Raw genomic sequence first — 23,938 nt, 5'->3', positions numbered from 1 at the left:
TAAACTACGCGCAATTATGGCCGGGCGTAATGTTCTGGCCCTTAACTAATAAACAGAGGATTAAGGTATCTCATGGCTGAATGGAGCGGCGAATATATCAGCCCATACGCTGAGCACGGTAAGAAGAGTGAGCAAGTAAAAAAAATTACGGTTTCCATTCCTCTGAAGGTGTTAAAGATCCTCACCGATGAACGCACGCGTCGTCAGGTGAATAACCTGCGTCACGCCACGAATAGCGAACTGCTGTGCGAGGCGTTCCTGCATGCCTTTACCGGTCAACCGTTACCTAACGATGAAGACCTGCGTAAAGAGCGCAGCGATGAAATCCCGGAAGCGGCGAAAGAGATTATGCGTGAACTGGGTATCGACCCGGATACGTGGGAATACTAAGACATAAAAAAAGCGGAAGACATCTTCCGCTTTTTTTATCCCTCGGCGTTGCCAGACGAAGGATACAAAAAAGCCGCCCTGAGGCGGCTCTTTCTGGCAACTTACTTGCTGCCCGGGATGCTGAAGCGCTTGTTGAAGCGGTCAACACGGCCACCGGTAGCAACATCACGCTGTTTGCCGGTGTAGAACGGGTGGCATTTACCGCACACGTCGAGGTTCAGGTCGTGACCAACGGTGGAACGGATTTTCATGACATTACCGCAAGAACAGGTAGCAGTAATTTCTTCGTAATTTGGGTGAATACCTTTTTTCATGGGAGAACCTCAGTTAAGGCCGCGTCGCTCTTCCAGCCCTAACGCCAGACACCACGCGATATTAATAATTTCCCGACGACCTTCGCACAGCTGGCGCATACCAGCTTAACGAATTTCCCGGGTTTTGGGATGTTTGATGCGGCATAAAGCGCACCAAAGGCGGCGAATCATACAGAATTTGACCAGCAGATGCAAACTTATCCGCGTCGCCTTCGGTAATGTGTATACTATCCCGCCAGATTTCAAGTCAGGAAGATTCCATGTCCGTCGCTCATGTCGCCCTGCCCGTTCCGCTGCCCCGCACCTTTGACTATTTGTTGCCTGAAGGCATCCTGGTCAAAGCAGGCTGTCGCGTACGCGTGCCGTTCGGCAAACAGGAGCGAATCGGTATCGTGGTGTCGGTCAGCGAGCGTAGCGAACTCCCGCTCGCCGAACTCAAACCGGTCGCCGAAGCGCTGGATAGCGAACCGGTTTTTTCCTCTACCGTCTGGCGCATGTTGCTATGGGCCGCGGATTACTATCATCATCCCATCGGCGACGTGCTGTTCCACGCGCTGCCGATTATGCTGCGCCAGGGCAAACCGGCCAGCGCCGCGCCAATGTGGTACTGGTTTGCGACGGAACAGGGACAAGCGCTGGATATCAACAGCCTTAAACGCTCGCCGAAGCAGCAGCAGGCGCTGGCGGCGCTGCGCCAGGGCAAAATCTGGCGCTATCAGGTCGCAGAGCTTGAATTCAATGACGCGGCGCTACAGGCGCTGCGCGGCAAAGGGCTGGCGGAATTGGCCAGCGAATCCCCAGCCATTAGCGATTGGCGGACCAGCTTCGCTGTGCCCGGCGAACGGCTGCGTCTGAATACCGAGCAGGCGACCGCCGTCGGGGCAATTCATAGCGCCTCGGACCGTTTTTCCGCCTGGCTGCTGGCGGGTATTACCGGCTCAGGGAAAACGGAAGTCTATCTTAGCGTACTGGAGAACGTGCTGGCGCAGGGTCGGCAGGCGCTGGTAATGGTGCCGGAAATCGGCCTGACGCCGCAGACTATCGCCCGCTTCCGCCAGCGTTTTAACGCCCCGGTGGAGGTCCTGCATTCGGGTCTCAACGACAGCGAGCGCCTCGCATCATGGTTAAAGGCGAAAAATGGCGAAGCGGCGATCGTCATCGGCACCCGCTCGTCGCTGTTTACACCGTTTAAAGACCTCGGCGTTATTGTCATCGACGAAGAACACGATAGCTCCTATAAACAACAGGAAGGCTGGCGTTATCACGCTCGCGACCTGGCGGTATGGCGCGCCCATAGCGAACAGATCCCGATTATCCTCGGCTCGGCAACCCCGGCGCTGGAGACGCTCTATAACGTACGCCAGCGTAAGTACCGTGAGTTAAAGCTGACGAAACGCGCGGGCAATGCCCGTCCGGCACAGCAGCACGTGCTGGATTTAAAAGGCCAGCAGTTGCAGGCGGGCCTATCGCCTGCGCTGATTAACCGCATGCGACAGCATCTGCAGGCCGACAATCAGGTGATCCTGTTTTTGAACCGCCGCGGTTTCGCCCCGGCGCTACTGTGCCACGACTGCGGCTGGATAGCGGAGTGCCCGCGCTGCGATAGTTACTACACCCTGCATCAGGCGCAGCACCATCTGCGCTGCCACCACTGCGACAGCCAGCGCCCCATTCCACGCCAATGTCCTTCCTGCGGATCGACACACCTGGTGCCAGTGGGTCTCGGGACCGAACAGCTGGAGCAGGCGCTGGCGCCGATGTTCCCTGATGTGCCAATCTCACGTATCGACCGCGATACCACCAGCCGTAAAGGGGCGCTGGAGCAATATCTTGCCGACGTCCATCGCGGCGGCGCGCGCATTCTGATTGGCACCCAAATGCTGGCTAAGGGACATCATTTCCCGGACGTCACCCTGGTGTCGCTGCTGGATGTCGATGGCGCGCTGTTTTCCGCCGATTTCCGCTCGGCGGAGCGTTTTGCCCAGCTCTATACCCAGGTCTCCGGCCGCGCCGGGCGCGCGGGCAAACAGGGTGAAGTAATCCTGCAAACCCACCATCCGGAACACCCGCTGCTGCAGACCCTGCTGTATAAAGGCTACGATGCGTTTGCCGAGCAGGCGCTGGCGGAGCGGCAAACCATGCAGCTACCGCCGTGGACCAGCCACGTGCTGATCCGCGCCGAAGACCATAATAACCAGCAGGCGCCGCTGTTTTTACAGCAGCTACGTAACCTGCTGCAGGCCAGCCCGCTAGCCGATGATAAACTGTGGGTACTCGGCCCGGTTCCCGCGCTGGCGCCGAAGCGCGGCGGGCGCTGGCGCTGGCAAATTCTACTCCAGCACCCTTCCCGCATACGGCTACAGCATATCGTCAGCGGTACGCTGGCGTTGATAAACACCCTGCCGGAAGCGCGTAAGGTGAAGTGGGTACTGGATGTCGATCCTATTGAAGGCTAAGTCTTCTCTTGCGAGGCGGATCGAAAAATTCAACAACCGTCACGTTTTTCATGAAAATTCTGTAACTCTCAGGCTGTACTATCTGTTAAAAATGTTGCTGATGTCAGCACGCAAGGGATGTGTCTGCGCAGTCAGCGAGGAGAAACCAGGTGAAGCCCAAAAAACAAATGGTTGCCGCCACCATGAAAGACGTCGCCCTGAAGGCAAACGTTTCAACGGCAACCGTATCCCGTGCGCTAATGAATCCCGACAAAGTGTCGCAGGCAACCCGCAGTCGGGTGGAGCAGGCGGCGCAGGAAGTCGGCTATTTACCGCAATCGCTCGGGCGTAACATGAAACGCAATGAGTCGCGGACGATCCTTGTGATCGTGCCGGATATTTGCGATCCCTTCTTCAGTGAGGTGATTCGCGGCATTGAAGTGACCGCCGCCGACGAAGGCTATCTGGTGCTGATCGGCGATTGCGCCCATCAGAATCAGAAAGAAAAAACCTTTATTGATCTCATTATCACCAAACAAATTGACGGTATGGTGCTGCTGAGCTCGCGCCTGCCGTTCGACGCCAGCGTCGAAGAGCAGCGTAATTTGCCGCCGATGGTCATGTCGAACGAGTTTGCGCCGGAGCTGGAGCTCCCTACCGTGCATATCGATAACCTGACCGCCGCGTTTAATGCCGTTAATTATCTCCACGAACTGGGGCATCAACGTATCGGCTGTATCGCCGGGCCGGAGGATATGCCGCTGTGCCATTACCGGCTGCAGGGATACGTTCAGGCGCTGCGCCGCAGCGGTATCACCGTCGATCCGCACTACATCGCCCGCGGCAACTTTACCTTTGAAGCCGGGGCCAACGCGCTGGAGCAACTGCTGGCGCAGCCGGTGCCGCCGACGGCGGTCTTTTGCCATAGCGACGTTATGGCGCTGGGCGCGTTGTCGCTGGCCAAACGTCGCGGCCTGAGGGTGCCGGAAGATTTATCGATTGTTGGGTTTGATAACATCGCGTTGTCTGAATTTTGCGATCCGCCGTTAACCACCGTTTCACAGCCGCGTTTTGATATCGGCCGTGAAGGAATGCTGCTTTTACTCGAGCAAATGCAGGGCCGTAACGTCAACAGCGGCTCGCGTCTGCTCGATTGCGAACTGATCGTTCGCGGCAGTACGCAAAAAATCAGACGATAACCATCAGGCTTTCGGGCCTGCTCTTCTGGTCAAAGGCCCGCCGCTTAAGTAACATGGCGGGCTGACGAACGAATATAAGACAGCGAAACGATAGTGGCACAACGAGATTATGTACGCCGCAGCCAACCGGCTCCTTCGCGGCGCAAAAAGAGCAGCTCCCGAAGCTCAAGGAACAAGCAAAGCAGCCTTCCGGCGATTTCACCGACTATGGTTGCGATCGCAGCGGCCGTGCTGGTGGCCTTTATCGGTGGTCTGTATTTCATTACCCATCACAAGAAAGAAGAAGCGGAAGCGCTGCAGAACCGTCAGGCGGCAGGCAATGGTCTCCCGCCGAAGCCGGAAGAGCGTTGGCGCTATATTAAAGAGCTGGAAAGCCGCCAGCCGGGCGTTCGCGCGCCGACTGAGCCAACCGCCGGCGGCGAAGTGATGAAACCCGAGCAGCTTACCGACGAGCAGCGCCAGTTGCTGGCGCAAATGCAGGCGGATATGCGTCAGCAGCCCACGCAGCTGACCGAAGTGCCGTGGAACGAACAAACGCCGGCGCAGCGTCAGCAGACGCTGCAGCGTCAACGTCTGGCACAGCAACAGCAGCAGGCGCAGCAGCAACAGTGGGCGCAGACTCAGCAGCAAACTGTGCAGCAACAGCCGCGCGTCCAGCAGCCGAAGCCGGTGCAGCAACAGCAGCCGAAGCAAACCGCGTCCAACCAGCAGCCGTACCAGGATCTGCTGCAGACGCCGGCGCATAACACCACCGCGCAACCGAAAAGCCAGGCCGCCGCGCCGGTCGCCCGCGTGGAGGAAGCGCCGAAAGCCGCAGCCGCCGAAAAGAAAGACGATCGCAGCTGGATGGTTCAGTGTGGTTCCTTTAAAGGCGCTGAGCAGGCCGAAACCGTACGCGCTCAGTTGGCCTTTGAGGGCTTTGCTTCGCATATCACCACCAACAACGGCTGGAACCGGGTGGTGATTGGGCCGCTGAAAGGCAAAGAGAACGCCAACGATATGATCAACCGTCTCAAGATGGCCGGGCACGCAAACTGCATTCGTCTCGCCGCCAGGGGTTGAAACCCCAAAAATCCCCCCCATCTATAATTGCATTCTGCCCCGCGTAACGCGCGGGGCCCCTATTCCGCTTTTGCAACCAAGGGGTCTGCTCGTGACAACAATAGTTAGTGTTCGCCGTAACGGCCATGTCGTTATCGCCGGTGATGGCCAGGCCACGCTGGGCAACACCGTGATGAAAGGCAACGTGAAGAAAGTGCGTCGTCTGTACAACGACAAAGTGATCGCTGGTTTCGCTGGCGGCACCGCTGACGCCTTCACCCTGTTCGAACTTTTCGAACGTAAGCTCGAGATGCATCAGGGCCATCTGGTGAAAGCCGCCGTTGAGCTGGCGAAAGACTGGCGTACCGACCGCATGCTGCGCAAACTGGAAGCGTTGCTCGCCGTCGCTGACGAAAACGCGTCGCTTATCATCACCGGTAACGGCGACGTGGTTCAGCCAGAAAACGATTTGATTGCGATTGGCTCCGGCGGGCCATATGCCCAGGCCGCCGCTCGCGCGCTGCTGGAAAACACCGAAATGGGCGCTCGCGACATCGCCGAGAAAGCGTTGGATATTGCAGGGGATATCTGCATCTATACCAACCACTTCCACACCATCGAAGAATTACCTTCTAAAGCGTAAGGATCTCCCATGTCTGAAATGACCCCACGCGAAATTGTCAGCGAACTGGACAAACATATTATCGGCCAGGACGCAGCCAAGCGTTCTGTTGCTATCGCCCTGCGTAACCGCTGGCGCCGTATGCAGCTTAATGAAGAGCTGCGTCATGAAGTCACGCCGAAAAACATTCTGATGATTGGCCCGACCGGCGTTGGTAAAACCGAAATCGCCCGTCGTCTGGCGAAACTGGCCAACGCGCCGTTCATCAAAGTTGAAGCGACCAAGTTCACCGAAGTGGGCTATGTTGGTAAAGAAGTGGACTCCATCATCCGTGATCTGACCGACGCCGCGATCAAAATGGTCCGCATGCAGTCCATCGATAAAAACCGCTATCGCGCCGAAGAAATGGCCGAAGAGCGTATCCTCGACGTACTGATCCCGCCGGCGAAAAACAACTGGGGCCAGGCTGAACAGCCGCAGGAACCTTCCGCTGCGCGCCAGGCATTCCGCAAGAAACTGCGCGAAGGCCAGCTTGACGACAAAGAGATCGAAATCGACCTCGCCGCGGCGCCGATGGGCGTTGAAATCATGTCCCCTCCGGGCATGGAAGAGATGACCAGCCAGCTGCAGTCCATGTTCCAGAACCTGGGCGGCCAGAAACAAAAACCGCGTAAGCTGAAAATCAAAGACGCGATGAAGCTGCTTATCGAAGAAGAAGCGGCGAAGCTGGTTAACCCGGAAGAGCTGAAGCAAGAAGCTATCGACGCCGTTGAACAGCACGGGATCGTGTTTATCGACGAAATCGACAAAATCTGTAAGCGCGGCGGCAACTCCTCCGGCCCGGATGTGTCTCGTGAAGGCGTTCAGCGCGACCTGCTGCCGCTGGTGGAAGGCTGCACCGTCTCCACTAAACACGGGATGGTGAAAACCGATCACATTCTGTTTATCGCCTCCGGCGCATTCCAGGTCGCCAGCCCATCAGATTTGATCCCGGAACTGCAGGGCCGTCTGCCGATCCGCGTTGAGCTGAAAGCGCTGACCACCCATGATTTCGAACGTATTCTGACCGAGCCGAATGCTTCCATCACCGTGCAGTACAAAGCGCTGATGGCCACCGAAGGCGTGAATATCGAATTCACTGAAGATGGTATCAAGCGTATCGCTCAGGCGGCATGGCAGGTTAACGAAACCACCGAAAATATCGGCGCGCGTCGCCTGCACACGGTGCTGGAACGTCTGATCGAAGACATCTCTTATGATGCCAGCGAAATGAACGGCCAGACGGTGACCATCGACGGTGATTATGTCGGTAAACACCTGGATGTTCTGGTGGCAGATGAAGATCTGAGCCGTTTTATCCTATAATCCGGTTCAATGCATTTTCATCACACACGATGGGGCTATGATAGCCCCATTTTTTTGGCTGAAAGAAATGACTGAACAACCGATAACACGCACCAGGGCCTGGCTTGAAAGCCTGCGTCCCAAAACATTACCTCTGGCGTTCGCCGCTATCGTCGTCGGCACCGCGTTGGCGTGGCAGCAAGGCCACTTCGATCCGCTGGTCGCGCTGCTGGCGCTTATTACCGCTGGTTTGCTGCAAATTTTATCTAATCTCGCCAATGATTATGGCGACGCCGTTAAAGGCAGCGATAAACCTGACCGTATCGGGCCGCTGCGCGGAATGCAAAAAGGCGCCATCACCCAATCGCAGATGAAACGCGCGCTGATCGTAACGGTAGCGCTGATTTGCCTTTCCGGCCTGGCGTTGCTGTTCTCCGCCTGGCAGACAATGGCGGACTTCATCGGCTTTATGGTGCTCGGTGGGTTGTCGATTATCGCGGCTATCACTTATACCGTCGGCACGCGTCCTTACGGCTATATTGGCCTTGGCGATATCTCGGTGCTGGTTTTCTTCGGCTGGCTGAGCGTCGTCGGCAGTTGGTATCTACAGGCGCACAGCATCGACGCGGTTATTTTCCTGCCCGCTACCGCCTGTGGTCTGCTGGCCGCCGCGGTGCTGAATATCAATAACCTGCGCGATATCGATAGCGACCGTCAGAACGGTAAAAATACGCTGGCGGTCCGTCTGGGGCCGGTGAACGCCCGCCGTTATCACAGCGTCCTGCTGCTCGGCGCTCCGCTGTGCCTGGCGCTGTTTAACCTGCTGGCGCTGCGCAGCCTGTGGGGCTGGCTGTTTATTCTCGCCATTCCGCTACTGGTGAAACAGGCGCGTTTCGTCATGCGTGAGCGCGAACCGGTGGCGATGCGTCCGATGCTCGAACGCACGGTCAAAGCGGCATTATTAACCAACCTGCTGTTTGTCATCGGGATTATCGGCAGTAAGCTGGCGGCATAACTGACAAATATCAATTAACAATTGATGATTTTGCAAACAATGCAGTTCACGGGATATACTAAAAATTCTCGCAGCAACTGAACGTTAAGCCTATGAAATACGATACTTCCGAGCTTTGCGACATCTACCAGGAAGATGTCAATGTCGTGGAACCGCTGTTTTCCAACTTTGGAGGGCGGTCGTCGTTTGGTGGACAGATCATTACGGTAAAATGTTTCGAGGATAACGGGTTGCTCTACGATCTGCTCGAGCAGAATGGCCGTGGTCATATTCTCCTTATCGACGGCGGCGGTTCCGTACGACGCGCGTTAATTGACGCAGACCTGGCGCGTCTGGCGGTACAGAACGAATGGGAAGGGCTGGTGGTCTATGGCGCGGTGCGCCAGGTTGACGACCTGGAAGATTTAGATATCGGTATCCAGGCGTTAGCCGCCATTCCTGTGGCCGCTGCTGGGGAAGGTATCGGCGAAAGCGACGTGCGCGTCAACTTCGGCGGCGTTACCTTCTTCTCCGGCGATCATCTGTATGCTGACAATACCGGTATCATCCTTTCCGAGGATGCGCTGGATATCGAATAACGCTCCGGCTACGCCGTAATAAAAAAGGCCTTCTCAGTGAGAAGGCCTTTTTGTTATGCCGAGAAACTTAGTACAGTTTCTTCGCGCAATCCATCCAGTCAGACTTGAACGGACGCTTCATATTTTCGATAGCATCGATGATGTCGTGGTGAACCAGCTTCTCATTCTGGATACCAACACAGCGGCCGCCAAAGCCCTGCAGCAGCAGTTCAATGGCATATGCGCCCATACGGGAGGCCAGAATACGGTCGTAAGGAACCGGAGAGCCGCCGCGCTGAATGTGACCCAGCACGGTCGCACGAGTTTCACGGCCCGTTTCTTTCTCAATGAAGCTCGCCAGTTCGTCAACGTCGCACATGTGCTCGGTGATGGCCACGATCGCGTGTTTCTTACCTTTCGCGATGCCAGCTTTGATTTCGGCCACCAGATCGTCGCGGGTATATTCTACTTCCGGCACCATGATGAACTCACAGCCGCCGGCAATCGCCGCCGCCAGAGTCAGATCGCCACAGTAGCGGCCCATCACTTCCACCACAGAGATACGCTGGTGCGAAGAGGAGGTGTCACGCAGGCGGTCAATCGCTTCAACAACGGTGCTCAGCGCGGTAAAGAAACCGATAGTGTAGTCAGTACCTTTGATGTCGTTATCGATGGTGCCCGGCAGGCCGATGCAAGGGAAACCCATCTCGGTCAGACGCATCGCACCCATATAGGAACCGTCGCCGCCGATAACAACCAGCGCGTCCAGGCCGCGCTTTTTCATATTTTCAATGGCGACAGCGCGAATATGCTCTTCACGGAATTCCGGGAAGCGAGCGGAGCCGAGGAAGGTACCGCCACGGTTGATCATGTCGGACACGCTGTAACGGTCAAGCTGAACCATACGATCTTCATACAGGCCGAGGTAACCGTCATAGATTCCAAAAACTTCCAGACCTTCCGTTAATGCCGCGCGCACAACGCCGCGAATTGCTGCGTTCATGCCCGGCGCATCACCGCCACTTGTCAACACACCGATTTTCTTAATCATGACTACCTCTGAACTTAGGAAGCAAAAAATAATCCTGTTGCCTGAAGCGCTCCCATACCAGGAGTGCACGACGATAATTGCAATAGTATATCAAACGCTTCTGGCTGAATTGATTCAGGTCAGACCAAATGGCGGTAATTTATACAAAAAATGCCTACCCGCCCCACATTTTTACATCGAGTTTACAGACTATAACCGAAAGCTCAAAAAACGCCCTGCCGCGCCGGCGGCACCACAGAACAGGGATCCTGATGGATGATGACATCCGATCCCGGGAAACGGCGCAAAATAGCCTGCTCCACCTGGTCGGCAATCACGTGCGCCTGTACCAGAGGGAGGTTATCTTCCATTTCCAAATGTATTTGAATAAAGCGAGTCGGCCCTGACTGCCGCGTTCGTAGATCGTGCGCGCCGCTGACGCCGGGCCAGCTATTCACGATACTGATGATTTCCTGACGTTCCTCATCCGGAAGCGCGCGGTCTAATAACGATTGCACCGCGTCGTAACCCATACGCAGGGCGCTATATAAAATATAGATGCCAATCCCTAATGCAAACAGCGCATCGGCACGGTGCCAGCCGTACCAGGAGAGGCCGAGGGCGATAAGAATAGCGCCGTTCATCATAACATCAGACTGATAATGAAGCATATCCGCACGCACGGCCTGGCTCTGGGTTTTTCTGACCACCCAGCGCTGAAAGGTCACCAGCATCAGGGTGCTTATCAAGGCGATCAGCGTCACCACCATCCCGACGCCCGCCGCCTGCATCGGTTCAGGGCGAATCAGATGCTGGATCCCGGTCAGGAACAGAAACAACGCCGAACCGGAAATAAACATGCTCTGCGCCAACGCCGCCAGCGATTCCGCTTTCCCATGGCCAAAAGTATGTTCTTCATCAGCAGGTTGTAGCGAGTAACGCACCACCAGCAGGTTGGTCAGCGAGGCGGCAATATCCACCAGCGAATCCACCAGCGCCGCCAGAATACTCACCGAACCGGTATACCACCACGCAAAAATTTTGATCAAAAGTAACACGGAGGCCATCGCCGTCGCGGCAATAGCCGCGCGACTTACCAGCCGCCCATAAGATTGATTCATAAACGCTCCTTTTCCGGCGATGCGCTTAGTATAACCTGAACTTTTACCCGGAAGATGAACGGGCATGCGGCGGCTGAGGCGAAAAAAAGACAAAAAAAACCCCCACATCATGTGGGGGAAGACAGGGATGGTGTCTATGGCAAGGAAAACAGGGTTTGTTACTTGGGTTGCACGGTACTGCTACTACTGGAAAGCATCATGGCTGAGCCTTTCTGCATCCTTGCAACCTCACGCAACTGATCCATACGCTGCTGGTGCTTAGCATTTAAAACCGCTTGCTGCTCAGGGGTTAGCAGGTGATACATCTGGTTGCGGACTTTCGCCATTTCTACCTGGCGGGCAACCTGTTCCTGCGCCATCTTTTCTGCCTGAGCGCGCACAGCGCTTTCATCAAATTTATCTGCGGTGACAAGGCTATGCATTGTCTCCAGTTCGCTAACATTAACAGGGAGCCGGTCATGGCGCGCCCGTTGCATAAGATCCCGTAACTGCTGTCGTTGCTGTTCGGTTAGACTTATGCCGTCAAACATATGGCTCTGGCCGCTGCGCTGGGCTCCCTCTTCACCGTGGAGCCAGTTAACGCCGGTAACGACTTCAGCGGCTTGGCTAGTAGCACTTAGCGCCAGCGTTGAGGCCATGACGGCAGCGATAACATTGCGCATCACATACTCCCAAAACGTTTGTGTCGCGATTCAACGAGAGACAGTTTACGATTCAGGCTGCAAACATGCGTCAGGGGGTGTAAAACAACGTAAAGTCATGGATTAGCGAGCCTTGATGACGTAATTTCTGCCTCGGAGGTATTTAAACAATGAATAAAATCCTGTTAGTTGATGATGACCGGGAGCTCACCTCCCTGTTAAAAGAGCTGCTCGATATGGAAGGTTTTAATGTGCTCGTTGCCCATGACGGTGAACAGGCGCTGGCGCTTCTTGACGACAGCATTGATCTCCTTTTGCTTGATGTGATGATGCCGAAGAAAAACGGTATCGACACGCTTAAAGAATTACGTCAGACACACCAGACCCCGGTTATCATGCTAACGGCGCGCGGAAGCGAGCTGGATCGCGTTCTCGGCCTCGAACTCGGGGCGGATGACTATTTGCCTAAGCCGTTTAACGATCGCGAGCTGGTGGCGCGTATACGCGCGATTCTGCGTCGCTCCCACTGGAGCGAGCAGCAGCAGACTACCGAATCCGGTTCTCCGACCCTGGAAGTGGATGCGTTAAGCCTCAATCCGGGCCGTCAGGAAGCCAATTTTGATGGGCAAACGCTGGAGCTGACCGGCACCGAGTTCACCCTGCTGTATCTGCTGGCGCAGCATCTTGGTCAGGTGGTGTCACGTGAACACTTAAGCCAGGAAGTGTTGGGCAAGCGGCTGACGCCGTTCGACCGCGCTATCGATATGCATATTTCCAACCTGCGGCGTAAGCTGCCGGAGCGCAAAGACGGCCATCCGTGGTTTAAAACATTGCGCGGACGCGGCTATCTGATGGTTTCTGCTTCATGATTGGAAGTTTAACCGCACGCATCTTCGCTATCTTCTGGCTCACGCTGGCGCTGGTGTTGATGCTGGTACTGATGTTGCCCAAGCTGGACTCGCGCCAGATGACCGAGCTGCTGGAAAGCGAGCAACGTCAGGGCATCATGATTGAGCAACACGTCGAGGCCGAACTGGCGAACGATCCGCCGAACGACTTAATGTGGTGGCGACGTCTGTTTCGCGCCATCGATAAGTGGGCACCGCCGGGGCAGCGACTGCTGCTGGTCACCAGCGAAGGCCGCGTGATCGGCGCAGAACGCAACGAAATGCAGATCATTCGTAACTTTATCGGCCAGGCCGATAATGCCGATCATCCGCAGAAGAAGCGTTACGGACGCCTGGAGATGGTCGGCCCGTTTTCCGTCAGGGATGGTGAAGATAATTATCAACTTTATCTCATCCGCCCTGCCAGCACTTCACAATCCGACTTCATCAACCTGCTGTTTGACCGTCCGCTATTACTGCTTATCGTGACGATGCTGGTCAGCGCCCCGCTGCTGCTCTGGCTGGCGTGGAGCCTGGCGAAGCCGGCGCGCAAGTTGAAAAACGCCGCCGACGAAGTTGCCCAGGGTAACCTGCGGCAGCATCCGGAGCTGGAAGCCGGTCCGCAGGAGTTTCTGGCCGCCGGGGCCAGCTTCAACCAGATGGTGACCGCGCTTGAGCGAATGATGACCAGCCAGCAGCGGCTGCTGTCGGATATCTCGCACGAGCTACGCACGCCGTTAACCCGCCTGCAGCTAGGCACCGCGTTGCTGCGCCGCCGCAGCGGTGAAAGCAAAGAGCTGGAGCGTATCGAAACCGAAGCACATCGGCTGGACAGCATGATCAACGACCTGCTGGTGATGTCGCGTAATCAGGCGAAAAACGCGCTGGTCAGCGAGACGGTGAAAGCGAATCAGCTGTGGGGCGAAGTGCTGGACAACGCGGCATTTGAAGCCGAACAGATGGGGAAATCATTTACCGTTGAGTATCCGCCGGGCCCCTGGCCGCTGTACGGTAACCCCAATGCGCTGGAAAGCGCGCTGGAAAATATCGTGCGCAACGCGCTGCGCTACTCGCACACGAAAATTTCCGTCAGCTTCTCGGTGGATAAAGACGGGATTACGGTCAACGTCGATGATGACGGCCCGGGCGTCAGCCCGGAGGATCGCGAACAGATTTTCCGTCCGTTCTATCGTACCGACGAGGCTCGCGATCGCGAGTCCGGCGGCACCGGTCTGGGGCTGGCGATTGTCGAAACGGCGATTCAGCAACATCGCGGCTGGGTTAAAGCCGACGATAGCCCGCTGGGTGGGCTGCGTTTAACAATCTGGCTGCCGCTGTATAAGCGTACTTAACCCTGTCCCGGCTTGCGCTACGCTGAGCCGGGCTACGGGTTGCAACGTTCAATATGGGGGAATTATTTCCCCCATAATCTGCGCGAATTATCCTCGATCTGCCCGCTTAAACGCCGTTTCTGCATGGTTCTGCTCCAGCTTACCGACAGGCCCGCCGCCGATAGCAGACGGTGATACTGGTCGTCATCAAACGGCATATGCCAGGCAATCGCACCAGCCTCATGCACGCTCACGTCGCTCAGACGCGATACCAGCTCCAGCGGCGCATCGCTGGAAACCCGGCCGCCGGCGATAATGCGGTAGAGCCAGCCAACCTTGCCGCTGTTCTGCATCAGTTGCGCCATATCGCTAATGCCGAAATGGTAATTCAGTTTGAAGCAGGGAGAGCGCGGCTGAGTGACCTGAATCAGCGCCTCGCCCCAACGAAAGATATCGCCGATATAGACATTTTTTTCCGTTAGTCCTTCGGAAGAAAGGTTTTCACCGAATGCGGGGGCGCAGAACAGATCGGCCTGCTGCGGGAATTCGCGGATCCAGTCGAGGTAATGCTCGCGGGGATAGTGGCACAGCGCGCGATCCGGCCCGCCGTGAATTTTCTTTTCCGCCTGCTCGTCCCCTTCCAGCCCGAGATCGCCGAGCTGCAGCTCGCCATCGACCTGGATTTTGCCAATTGCGCTGGGGCGGCTACCGTCGTAGTCCCTGATTTTGCCGACAAAGACATTCACCGGGTAATGCATTGCTGCTCTCCTTGCTACGGATATAAAAAAAGCGAGTCATCAGACTCGCTTCTCTCTTAGCACAATGCAACCTTATTTTTTGGCGGCAAAACGCGCTGCTGCTTCGTCCCAGTTAACCACGTCCCAGAAGGCTTTGATGTAGTCCGGACGGCGGTTCTGGAATTTCAGGTAGTAAGCGTGTTCCCACACATCCAGGCCGATAATCGGGAAGCCGGAAGCGCCGGAAATGGCTTCGCCCATCAGCGGGGAATCCTGGTTTGCGGTAGAAACGACGGCCAGTTTGTCGCCTTTCAGCACCAGCCACGCCCAGCCGGAACCAAAGCGGGTTGCTGCCGCTTTTTCGAATTCAGCTTTGAAGTTGTCCACGGAACCGAAATCACGCTCGATAGCGGCTTTCAGGTCGCCCTGCAGGGTAGTGCCGGTTTTCAGGCCTTTCCAGAACAGGCTATGGTTAGCGTGGCCGCCCGCGTTGTTACGCAGTACGGTTTTTTTGTCAGCCGGCAGTTGATCCAGTTTGGTGATCAGCTCTTCCGCGGACAGGTTAGCGAATTCCGGCAGGCTTTCCAGCGCTGCGTTAGCGTTGTTAACGTAGGTCTGGTGATGCTTAGTATGATGGATCTCCATCGTCTGCTTGTCGAAATGCGGTTCCAGAGCATCGTAAGCGTACGGCAGGGATGGCAGTGTATAACTCATAATCATCTCCATTATTATCGGGCGGCAGAGGGTGTTAACGCCGCGTAAGCAGTCGGTTCATTATAGTTAATTAAATGATATTGAAAATGATTATCAATGCCGTAGTTTTACTAAGGTTATACCCAAAATAGATACACGCCGGTTTGTGAGCCAAAACAACCCATTAAGCCCCTGATTGCCAGAGTTTCGTCTGAGGTGGCAACAGCTCAAAGGCGTAAAAACTGCGCAATTTTTACACTCATCGCATCGGAGAGAGTCTATCCAACCCAACACAGATGAGGGTAAAGGCAATGAATCATGCGATTACGATGGGAATTTTTTGGCATTTAATCGGCGCCGCCAGTGCCGCCTGTTTTTATGCTCCTTTCAAGAAGGTGAAACACTGGTCGTGGGAAACCATGTGGTCGATCGGCGGGATTGTCTCCTGGCTGATTCTGCCGTGGGCGATAAGCGCCATGCTGCTGCCCGATTTCTGGGCCTACTACCGCTCGTTTAGCGCCTCCACGCTGCTGCCGGTGTTTTTGTTCGGCGCGATGTGGGGCATCGGTAACATCAACTATGGCCTGACCATGCGCTATCTGGGTATGTCGATGGGTATCGGTATCGCTATCGGCATTACGCTTATCGTCGGTACCTTAATGACGCCGATCCTCAACGGCCACTTTGATGTGTTGATTCACACCAAAGGCGGACAAATGACCCTACTCGGCGTTCTGGTAGCGGTGATTGGTGTGGGTATCGTCACCCGCGCCGGCCAGCTTAAAGAGCGCAAAATGGGCATCAAAGCGGAAGAGTTCAACCTGAAAAAAGGGCTGATGCTGGCGGTAATGTGCGGTATTTTCTCCGCCGGCATGTCATTTGCGATGAACGCCGCTAAACCAATGCATGAAGCCGCCGCGGCGCTGGGCGTCGACCCGCTGTATACCGCGCTGCCAAGCTACGTGGTGATCATGGGCGGCGGCGCGCTGGTTAACCTCGGCTTCTGCTTTATTCGCCTCGCCAAAGTGAAGGATTTGTCGCTAAAAACCGACTTCTCACTGGCAAAACCGCTTATCATCAGCAACATTCTGCTTTCCGCATTGGGCGGGCTAATGTGGTATCTGCAGTTCTTCTTCTATGCCTGGGGCCACGCCAGTATCCCGGCGCAGTATGACTACATGAGCTGGATGCTGCATATGAGCTTCTACGTACTGTGCGGCGGGCTGGTTGGGCTGGTGCTGAAAGAGTGGAACAACGCCGGACGCCGCCCGGTCAGCGTGCTCAGCCTCGGCTGCGTGGTGATTATCATCGCCGCGAATATCGTCGGCCTGGGAATGGCTAACTGATTTCCCCTTCACGCGGCGGCGCGACTGCGCTGCCGCCACTGTCCCGGCGTCATGCCAATTTCCCGATTAAACACCACCGAAAAGTAGTTACTGTCCTCAAACCCGCACTGCATGGCGATCTCGCCGATTAGCCGCTCGGTATGCTGCAGTAAATACTGCGCATGGCAGATCCGCAGTTGGCGCAAATAGTGAGTTATCGTCATTCCCGTTTGCTGGCGAAACTGCTGGCGTAGCGCGCGTTCGCTGCAGCCTTCACGCAGACAGAAGCTATCCAGATTAAAGGGACGATTAAGACTACCGGCCAGTTCGGTCAGCAGTTTGTCGAGCAGAGTTTCGCTTTGCGTCGCCGCCAGGTTATCAGTGGCGTAGCGATAGCGCTGGAGCGTTAGCGCCAGTTGGGCAAACAGCAGTTCCGCCATGCTATCCGCCTGCGCATCCTGCCGCGCGCTTTCGTGTTCCAGCTGGTTAATCACCTGCCTGACCTGCGCCATGCCGCTGCTGCCGATCCGCCAGTGCGGCTGCCAGGTCGTGCCGAATAATCCCGGAATATGCGCCGCCCAGTCAAAATTGAGCCGCAGTCGATCCGGGCAATAAATAATATTCTGCAGCACCAGGTCGTTGACCGAAGCATAAGAGTGTTTATCTTCCGCGCGGATATAAAAGAGATCGCCGCGGGTAATCCGCCACGGGCGATCGTTGAGGATATGCAGGCCGTTGCCGCGCCACACCAGCACCAGCTCGCAAAATTCATGGGTATGCTCGGCGAAGACGTTTTGCGGGTAGCGGTCAGCCACCGCGACCGCCTGCGAGGGGGAAGCAAAAAACTCATCTTTGCGAAGCACCAGCTGACCTGCCACAACTTTTACTCCCGACGCGGAAACCAACCATTATTCGCATTTTGGTCAGGCAATACGTTGACTCTTCTCGCGTTACTGAAGAATAGCGTCGCGCCCCTGGCGAATATCGCGCGGCGACCAGTCGAATTCACGGCGAAATAGCGTCGAAAAATGGTTACTGTCGCCAAAACCGCAGCGATAAGCGATTTCTGTCACGCTATCATCGCTGTGGCGCAGCAGGTGCCGCGCCTTCATCAGGCGCACCCGGTTGAGATAGCGCTGGGGCGTCAGCCCGGTTTGCAGCTTTAACTGGCGATGCAGGGTGCGTAAAGAGAGCGAAAACTGCGCCGCCACCTCCTCCCAACATATCTCTTCGGCAAAATGGTCTTCCAACCAGGCCATCAGCTGATTCAGCCGCGCCTCGTGGTTGCCGGCGCCTTCCGCCAGGCTGTTGCTGTGCAGTAGCACCAGTAGCTGCATAAACAGGATTTCACGGCTGGCGATGGTATGGGGTTCGATGCCCTGCCCGACCTTTTCCATCTGACCGACGATTTGCCGCACCTGCTGCAGTACCGTCTGGTTGACCCGCCAGTGTGACAGATAGTTGCCGTCCTGCTCCTGCGGCAGCAGCTGGTTCACGCCGGTCAGAAAACGAAAAGCATCCGGCGCGCGGTAGAGCACGTTGGTCAGACACAGGTTATTAGTGTGTTCGTAAAGATGGCGATCGTGATCGCGAATAAAGCAAACCGAACCGCCGCTGATGGTATAGGGCTGGCCGTTGAAAACGTGAATGCCCGTACCCTGTTCAACGATGACAATCTCATGAAAATCATGGTGATGTTCTGGAAAGGCCGCTTGAGGAAGGCGCGGTTCAATCGCCACCGCCGAGACGCCGGCCTTAAAAAAATCCGTACTGTGCAACACGGTCATAGCAGCCTCCACGAATGAGAAAAATTATCAACCGTCGCCGCAAATAGTAATTAAGGGCCGGCAATCCGGCCTTCAATTTTTGACCGTGAACCGCGTAAAACCTGCCGTTTTTTCAAGAACCAGCCGGAAATTTCCGGAACTGCGGCCAACATCACACCGCACCTCGCGCCGCCCATAAAACGAAACTGTGACGCTTCTCACGGTCACCTTTGCTGTGTTGCCAGCCGTCCGTTTTCTCTGTCAGTAGCGAGAAGGTGACGCAGAGACGCCTTTTTTAGACTGCCTGTAATGATTTTAAGAAGGGTCGTGCCATGAGTATTCGTCATTGTGTCGCCGTTGATTTAGGCGCATCCAGCGGTCGGGTCATGCTCGCGAATTATGCAACCGCGACGCGATCGCTGACGCTGCGCGAGGTTCATCGTTTCACTAACCGCCTGCAGAAAGTGGATGGCTACGATTGCTGGGATATCGATAGCCTGGAAGCGGAAATTCGTTGTGGGCTGGTGAAAGTATGCGAACAGGGGATCCTGATCGACAGCATCGGTATCGACACATGGGGCGTTGATTTCGTCTTGCTGGATAAACGCGGCCAGCGCGTCGGCCTGCCGGTTTCCTATCGCGATAGCCGCACTCACGGCCTGATGGCGCAGGCAATCGAACACCTCGGCCGCGCCAATATCTACTGCCGCAGCGGCATCCAGTTTCTGCCGTTCAACACCCTTTATCAGCTGCGGGCGCTGGTCAGCCAGCAGCCGACGCTGGTGGAACAGGTCGCCCATGCGCTGCTGATCCCAGACTACTTCAGCTACCGCCTGACCGGCGCGATGAACTGGGAATACACCAACGCCACCACCACGCAACTGGTTAATATCAATAGCGATAACTGGGATGACGAGCTGCTCCGCTGGAGCGGCGCGCAGCCGGACTGGTTCGGTACGCCGACGCATCCGGGCAATGTTATCGGCCACTGGATCTGCCCGCAGGGTAACCGCATCCCGGTGGTCGCCGTCGCCAGCCACGATACGGCCAGCGCCGTGATCGCCTCGCCGCTGGCGGATAAAAATGCCGCCTATCTCTCATCAGGCACCTGGTCGCTGATGGGCTTTGAAAGTAAAACGCCTTACACCAGCCAGCAAGCACTGAAGGCGAATATCACTAATGAAGGCGGCGCTGAGGGACGCTATCGGGTACTGAAAAACATCATGGGCCTATGGCTGCTGCAGCGGGTACTGCAAGAGCAGAACATTAGCGATCTGCAGGCGCTGATTGTCGACACGGCGATGCTGCCAGCCTGCCGTTACCTGATTGATTGCAATAACGATCGCTTTATTAACCCGGCCAATATGAGCGCCGAAATTCAGGCCGCCTGCGCGGAGACCGCCCAGCCGATTCCGGTCACTCCCGCCGAACTGGCGCGCTGCATTTTTGACAGCCTGGCGCTGCTGTATGCCCGGGTATTGGGCGAGCTTGCAGCACTCCGCGGCCACCCTTTTAGCCAGTTACATATCGTCGGCGGCGGCTGCCAGAACGCGTTGCTTAACCAGCTGTGCGCCGATGCCTGCGGCCTGCCGGTGGTGGCGGGCCCCATTGAAGCCTCCACGCTTGGCAATATCGGCATCCAGCTGATGACGCTGGATGAAATGCACAACGTCGATGAATTCCGTCAGGTGGTACGCGACAACGCGTCGCTCACCACGTTCACCCCACATTCAGATAGCGAAATTGCCCGCTTCGTCGCGCAATTTCAGCCACAACCTACAAAGGAGCTTTGCGCATGACCACTCAACTTGAACAAGCCTGGGAAATTGCTAAGCAGCGCTATGCCGCCATCGGCGTAGATGCCGAGGAAGCTCTGCGTCAGCTGGACCGTCTGCCGGTGTCAATGCACTGCTGGCAGGGCGATGACGTGGCGGGCTTTGAAAACCCGGAAGGCAACTTAACCGGCGGCATTCAGGCCACTGGCAACTATCCCGGCAAAGCGCGCAATGCCCAGGAGCTACGCGCCGACCTCGAACAGGCGCTAAGCCTGATACCGGGGCCGAAGCGCCTTAATCTGCACGCGATTTATCTTGAGTCCGCCACGCCGGTCGCGCGTAATGAAATCAAGCCGGAACACTTTAAGCACTGGGTGGAATGGGCGAAACGCCACCAGTTGGGGCTCGATTTTAACCCTTCCTGCTTCTCGCATCCGCTAAGCGCCGACGGCTTTACGCTGTCGCACGCCAACCCGGAGATTCGTCAGTTCTGGATCGATCACTGTAAAGCCAGCCGCCGCATCTCCGCTTATTTCGGCGAGCAGCTTGGGACGCCATCGGTAATGAATATCTGGGTGCCGGACGGCATGAAAGATATTACCGTCGATCGCTTCGCCCCGCGCCAGCGGCTGCTGAACGCGCTGGATGAGGTCATCAGCGAAAAGCTCGATCCGGCGCACCATATCGACGCCGTTGAGAGCAAGCTGTTCGGTATCGGCGCCGAAAGCTATACCGTGGGCTCCAATGAATTCTACATGGGCTACGCCGCCAGCCGTCAAACCGCGTTGTGCCTGGATGCCGGCCACTTCCATCCGACGGAAGTCATCTCCGACAAAATCTCCGCCGCCATGCTCTATATCCCGCGCCTGCTGCTGCACGTCAGCCGCCCGGTACGCTGGGACAGCGATCACGTGGTGCTGCTGGATGACGAAACCCAGGCCATCGCCAGCGAAATTATCCGCCACAACCTGTTCGACCGCGTGCATATCGGCCTCGACTTCTTTGATGCCTCCATCAACCGCATCGCGGCGTGGGTTATCGGCACCCGCAACATGAAAAAAGCCCTGCTGCGCGCGCTGCTGGAGCCGACGGCGCTGCTGCGCCAGCTGGAAAACGACGGTGATTACACCGCCCGTCTGGCGCTGCTCGAAGAGCAGAAATCTCTGCCGTGGCAGGCCATCTGGGAGATGTACTGTCAGCGTCACGATACGCCGGCAGGCAGCCAGTGGCTGGAAAACGTGCGGACCTATGAAAAAGACGTGCTGAGCCAGCGCGGCTAATGCCTGACTTTCCCCGGATTGCGCCGTACAGGGTTTATCCGGGGAAACACCTATTACGAATCAACAGGAAAGACAAGACTATGCACAACATCATCAATTCATGGTTCGTTCAGGGCATGATCAAAGCCACCTCCGACGCCTGGCTTAAAGGCTGGGACGAGCGTAACGGCGGTAATTTGACGCTGCGCCTGGATGAAGCGGATATCGCGCCATTCAAAGCCGATTTTCACGCTCAGCCGCGCTATATCGCCTTAAGCCAGCCGATGCCGGAACTGGCTAATCAGCCGTTTATCGTTACCGGTTCCGGTAAATTCTTCCGTAATGTGCAGCTCGATCCCGCCGCCAATCTCGGAGTGGTGAAAATAGACAACGACGGCGCGGGCTACTTCATTCTGTGGGGGTTAACGGAAGAAGCCGTGCCGACGTCGGAACTGCCGGCGCATTTCCTATCGCACTGCGAGCGCATCAAAGCCACCGGCGGCAAAGATCGCGTGATCATGCACTGCCATGCCACCAACCTGATCGCCCTGACCTACGTGCTGGAGAACAACAGCGATCTGTTCACCCGCAAGCTTTGGGAAGGCAGCACCGAATGCCTGGTGGTGTTCCCGGACGGCGTCGGCATTCTGCCGTGGATGGTGCCGGGCACCGACGAGATTGGCCAGGCGACCGCCGGTGAAATGCAGAAACACTCTCTGGTGCTGTGGCCATTCCACGGCGTCTTCGGCAGCGGACCGACGCTGGATGAGACTTTCGGCCTAATCGATACCGCCGAGAAATCCGCCGAGGTGCTGGTGAAAGTCTATTCGATGGGCGGCATGAAACAGACGATTAGCCGCGAAGAATTGATTGCGTTAGGCCAACGCTTTGGCGTCACGCCGCTGGCCAGCGCGCTGGCGCTCTAAGAAAGCGAGTCGCTTTGTAAGGAGAATAATCATGAGCTTTATGTTGGCACTGCCGAAAATCAGCCTGCATGGCGCGGGCGCGATCGGCGATATGGTGAGCCTGGTGGCGGACAAGCAGTGGGGAAAAGCGCTGATTGTCACCGACGGCCATCTGGTGGAAATGGGCCTGCTCGATAGCCTGTTTCAGGCGCTGGAAGCGCATCAACTGTCTTATCATCTGTTCGATAACGTCTTTCCGAACCCAACCGAAGCGCTGGTTCAGCAAGGTATCGCCGCATTCCGTGCGGCGCAGTGCGACTATATTATCGCCTTCGGCGGCGGCAGCCCGATCGATACCGCTAAGGCGGTGAAAATTCTCAGTGCTAACCCGGCGCCATCGACCGCCTATTCCGGCGTGGGCAAAGTGAAGAATGCCGGCGTGCCGCTGGTGGCAATAAACACCACCGCCGGAACCGCCGCTGAAATGACCAGCAACGCGGTGATTATTGATAGCGAACGTCAGGTGAAAGAGGTCATCATCGACCCGAACATCATCCCGGATATTGCCGTCGACGACGCCAGCGTGATGCTCGATATTCCGCCGTCGGTTACCGCCGCGACCGGTATGGATGCGTTAACCCACGCTATTGAGGCGTTTGTCTCCGTCGGCGCCCATCCGCTGACCGACGCCAACGCGCTGGAAGCGATTCGCTTAATTCACCAGTGGCTGCCGCTGGCCGTTGATGACGGGCACAATCTGCAGGCCCGCGAGCAGATGGCATACGGTCAGTATCTGGCAGGAATGGCGTTCAACAGCGCAGGTCTTGGTCTGGTACACGCGCTGGCGCACCAGCCGGGCGCGACCCACAATCTGCCGCACGGCGTTTGTAATGCCATCCTGCTGCCGATCATCGAAAACTTTAACCGCCCGAACGCGGTAGCGCGTTTTGCCCGCATCGCCCAGGCGATGGGCGTCGATACGGGCGGCATGAGCGACGAAACCGCCAGCATGGCGGCGATTAATGCGATTCGCGCGTTGAGCAAACGAGTCGGTATTCCTGAAGGCTTTAGCCAGCTTGGCGTCAGTAAGGCCGACATCGAAGGCTGGCTGGATAAAGCGCTGGCCGACCCCTGCGCGCCCTGTAACCCGCGCAGCGCCAGCCGCGACGAGGTGCGCGAGTTATACCTGGAGGCGTTATGATCCGCAAAGCCTTCGTGATGCAGGTTAATCCCTACGCCCACGAGGAGTATCAGCGCCGTCATAATCCCATCTGGCCTGAACTGGAAGCCACGCTGAAAGCGCATGGCGCGCATCACTATGCGATCTTTCTCGACAAACAGCGCCATCTGCTATTCGCCACGGTGGAAATTGAATCGGAGGCCCGCTGGAACGCGGTGGCGGAAACAGAGGTCTGCCAACGCTGGTGGCGGTATATGCGCGAGGTGATGCCGACGAATCCGGATAACAGCCCGCTAAGCGTTGAACTGAGCGAAGTGTTTTATCTTGCGTAAAAAAACGGCCTGTTTTATCAGGCCGCTTGAATTACTACT

24 protein-coding genes are annotated in these 23,938 nt (G+C 56.5%); 16 read left to right on the top strand and 8 right to left on the bottom strand.

Translation table 11 applies throughout. The features are described 5' to 3' along the window. Positions 1-72 precede the first annotated feature (72 nt). Complete coding sequence (metJ, locus tag PGR29_RS23650) at positions 73-390, top strand: met regulon transcriptional regulator MetJ (protein WP_004107547.1); 318 nt, start codon at positions 73-75, stop codon at positions 388-390. 101 nt (positions 391-491) lie between these two features. Here the strand turns inward: metJ and rpmE are convergent, their stop codons facing one another. Beyond that, on the bottom strand, positions 492-704 hold the full coding sequence (gene rpmE / locus PGR29_RS23645; RefSeq protein ID WP_087858736.1) for a 50S ribosomal protein L31: 213 nt from the start codon (positions 702-704) through the stop codon (positions 492-494). Positions 705-964: 260 nt separating this feature from the next. Here rpmE and priA point away from each other — a divergent pair, with 260 nt between their 5' ends. The 7 genes from priA (at position 965) to rraA (ending at position 8,938) form a co-directional block, all read left to right on the top strand. After that, positions 965-3,160, top strand: a complete 2,196-nt coding sequence (gene priA, locus PGR29_RS23640; RefSeq protein ID WP_087858737.1) for a primosomal protein N' — start codon at positions 965-967, stop codon at positions 3,158-3,160. Positions 3,161-3,309: 149 nt separating this feature from the next. Beyond that, complete coding sequence (gene cytR / locus PGR29_RS23635) at positions 3,310-4,338, top strand: DNA-binding transcriptional regulator CytR (RefSeq protein ID WP_015368928.1); 1,029 nt, start codon at positions 3,310-3,312, stop codon at positions 4,336-4,338. A 93-nt stretch (positions 4,339-4,431) separates the two neighbouring features. Further along, entirely contained in the window at positions 4,432-5,400 is a 969-nt protein-coding gene (gene ftsN / locus PGR29_RS23630; protein WP_113374899.1) for a cell division protein FtsN, read from the top strand. A 91-nt stretch (positions 5,401-5,491) separates the two neighbouring features. Next, the gene (gene hslV, locus PGR29_RS23625) at positions 5,492-6,022 is read left to right on the top strand and encodes an ATP-dependent protease subunit HslV (RefSeq protein WP_015368930.1); all 531 of its coding nucleotides are present in this window, start codon (positions 5,492-5,494) and stop codon (positions 6,020-6,022) included. A 9-nt stretch (positions 6,023-6,031) separates the two neighbouring features. Then, positions 6,032-7,366, top strand: coding sequence for an HslU--HslV peptidase ATPase subunit (gene hslU / locus PGR29_RS23620; protein WP_045395296.1), 1,335 nt, complete (start codon positions 6,032-6,034; stop codon positions 7,364-7,366). Positions 7,367-7,433: 67 nt separating this feature from the next. Then, on the top strand, positions 7,434-8,360 hold the full coding sequence (menA, locus tag PGR29_RS23615) for a 1,4-dihydroxy-2-naphthoate polyprenyltransferase (protein WP_087858760.1): 927 nt from the start codon (positions 7,434-7,436) through the stop codon (positions 8,358-8,360). A gap of 92 nt (positions 8,361-8,452) precedes the next feature. Further along, positions 8,453-8,938 carry a ribonuclease E activity regulator RraA gene (gene rraA / locus PGR29_RS23610; RefSeq protein ID WP_015703948.1) on the top strand — a complete coding sequence of 162 codons (486 nt, stop codon included), beginning with the start codon at positions 8,453-8,455 and terminating at the stop codon, positions 8,936-8,938. Positions 8,939-9,005: 67 nt separating this feature from the next. Here rraA and pfkA read toward each other — a convergent pair whose 3' ends face one another. From pfkA to cpxP, 3 genes are all read right to left on the bottom strand, one after another. Next, a complete protein-coding gene (gene pfkA, locus PGR29_RS23605) occupies positions 9,006-9,968 on the bottom strand; it encodes a 6-phosphofructokinase (protein ID WP_015368934.1) in 963 nt (320 codons plus the stop codon). A 203-nt stretch (positions 9,969-10,171) separates the two neighbouring features. Beyond that, positions 10,172-11,068: a CDF family cation-efflux transporter FieF gene (gene fieF / locus PGR29_RS23600; protein ID WP_015368935.1), complete on the bottom strand. Its 897-nt coding sequence runs from the start codon at positions 11,066-11,068 to the stop codon at positions 10,172-10,174. Between the two features lie 158 nt (positions 11,069-11,226). After that, on the bottom strand, positions 11,227-11,730 hold the full coding sequence (cpxP, locus tag PGR29_RS23595) for a cell-envelope stress modulator CpxP (RefSeq protein ID WP_015368936.1): 504 nt from the start codon (positions 11,728-11,730) through the stop codon (positions 11,227-11,229). Between the two features lie 149 nt (positions 11,731-11,879). On the opposite strand from cpxP, the gene cpxR reads away from it, so the two are divergent. Beyond that, positions 11,880-12,578: an envelope stress response regulator transcription factor CpxR gene (gene cpxR, locus PGR29_RS23590; RefSeq protein ID WP_015368937.1), complete on the top strand. Its 699-nt coding sequence runs from the start codon at positions 11,880-11,882 to the stop codon at positions 12,576-12,578. Continuing rightward, positions 12,575-13,948, top strand: a complete 1,374-nt coding sequence (gene cpxA / locus PGR29_RS23585; RefSeq protein WP_015368938.1) for an envelope stress sensor histidine kinase CpxA — start codon at positions 12,575-12,577, stop codon at positions 13,946-13,948. Before cpxR ends, cpxA begins: the two co-directional genes overlap by 4 nt. Before the next feature lie 62 nt (positions 13,949-14,010). On the opposite strand, the gene yiiM is transcribed toward cpxA, so the two are convergent. Beyond that, the gene (gene yiiM / locus PGR29_RS23580; RefSeq protein ID WP_316425463.1) at positions 14,011-14,685 is read right to left on the bottom strand and encodes a 6-hydroxyaminopurine reductase; all 675 of its coding nucleotides are present in this window, start codon (positions 14,683-14,685) and stop codon (positions 14,011-14,013) included. A gap of 72 nt (positions 14,686-14,757) precedes the next feature. Then, positions 14,758-15,378 (bottom strand): superoxide dismutase [Mn], encoded by a 621-nt coding sequence (sodA, locus tag PGR29_RS23575; RefSeq protein WP_015368940.1) that lies wholly within the window; start codon positions 15,376-15,378, stop codon positions 14,758-14,760. Positions 15,379-15,668: 290 nt separating this feature from the next. On the opposite strand from sodA, the gene rhaT reads away from it, so the two are divergent. After that, positions 15,669-16,703, top strand: coding sequence for an L-rhamnose/proton symporter RhaT (gene rhaT / locus PGR29_RS23570; RefSeq protein ID WP_316425461.1), 1,035 nt, complete (start codon positions 15,669-15,671; stop codon positions 16,701-16,703). Between the two features lie 8 nt (positions 16,704-16,711). Here the strand turns inward: rhaT and rhaR are convergent, their stop codons facing one another. After that, on the bottom strand, positions 16,712-17,560 hold the full coding sequence (gene rhaR / locus PGR29_RS23565) for an HTH-type transcriptional activator RhaR (protein ID WP_271032456.1): 849 nt from the start codon (positions 17,558-17,560) through the stop codon (positions 16,712-16,714). Between the two features lie 72 nt (positions 17,561-17,632). Next, positions 17,633-18,469, bottom strand: coding sequence for an HTH-type transcriptional activator RhaS (rhaS, locus tag PGR29_RS23560; protein ID WP_113374895.1), 837 nt, complete (start codon positions 18,467-18,469; stop codon positions 17,633-17,635). 311 nt (positions 18,470-18,780) lie between these two features. Here rhaS and rhaB point away from each other — a divergent pair, with 311 nt between their 5' ends. The 5 genes from rhaB to rhaM all read left to right on the top strand — a co-directional run bounded on the left by rhaB (position 18,781) and on the right by rhaM (position 23,899). Continuing rightward, on the top strand, positions 18,781-20,247 hold the full coding sequence (gene rhaB, locus PGR29_RS23555; RefSeq protein ID WP_316425459.1) for a rhamnulokinase: 1,467 nt from the start codon (positions 18,781-18,783) through the stop codon (positions 20,245-20,247). Next, entirely contained in the window at positions 20,244-21,503 is a 1,260-nt protein-coding gene (gene rhaA / locus PGR29_RS23550; protein ID WP_113374892.1) for an L-rhamnose isomerase, read from the top strand. The genes rhaB and rhaA overlap by 4 nt, the downstream gene beginning before the upstream one ends. A gap of 80 nt (positions 21,504-21,583) precedes the next feature. Next, on the top strand, positions 21,584-22,408 hold the full coding sequence (gene rhaD, locus PGR29_RS23545) for a rhamnulose-1-phosphate aldolase (protein ID WP_113374891.1): 825 nt from the start codon (positions 21,584-21,586) through the stop codon (positions 22,406-22,408). Between the two features lie 31 nt (positions 22,409-22,439). Further along, positions 22,440-23,588 (top strand): lactaldehyde reductase, encoded by a 1,149-nt coding sequence (gene fucO, locus PGR29_RS23540; RefSeq protein WP_087858744.1) that lies wholly within the window; start codon positions 22,440-22,442, stop codon positions 23,586-23,588. Then, positions 23,585-23,899 carry an L-rhamnose mutarotase gene (gene rhaM / locus PGR29_RS23535; RefSeq protein WP_316425458.1) on the top strand — a complete coding sequence of 105 codons (315 nt, stop codon included), beginning with the start codon at positions 23,585-23,587 and terminating at the stop codon, positions 23,897-23,899. The genes fucO and rhaM overlap by 4 nt, the downstream gene beginning before the upstream one ends. The last annotated feature ends 39 nt before the right edge of the window (positions 23,900-23,938 follow it).

Source organism: Klebsiella sp. 141203 (genome assembly GCF_032601985.1).
Taxonomy (GTDB): domain Bacteria; phylum Pseudomonadota; class Gammaproteobacteria; order Enterobacterales; family Enterobacteriaceae; genus Klebsiella; species Klebsiella aerogenes.
This window is presented reverse-complemented; position numbering and strand designations above follow the sequence as displayed.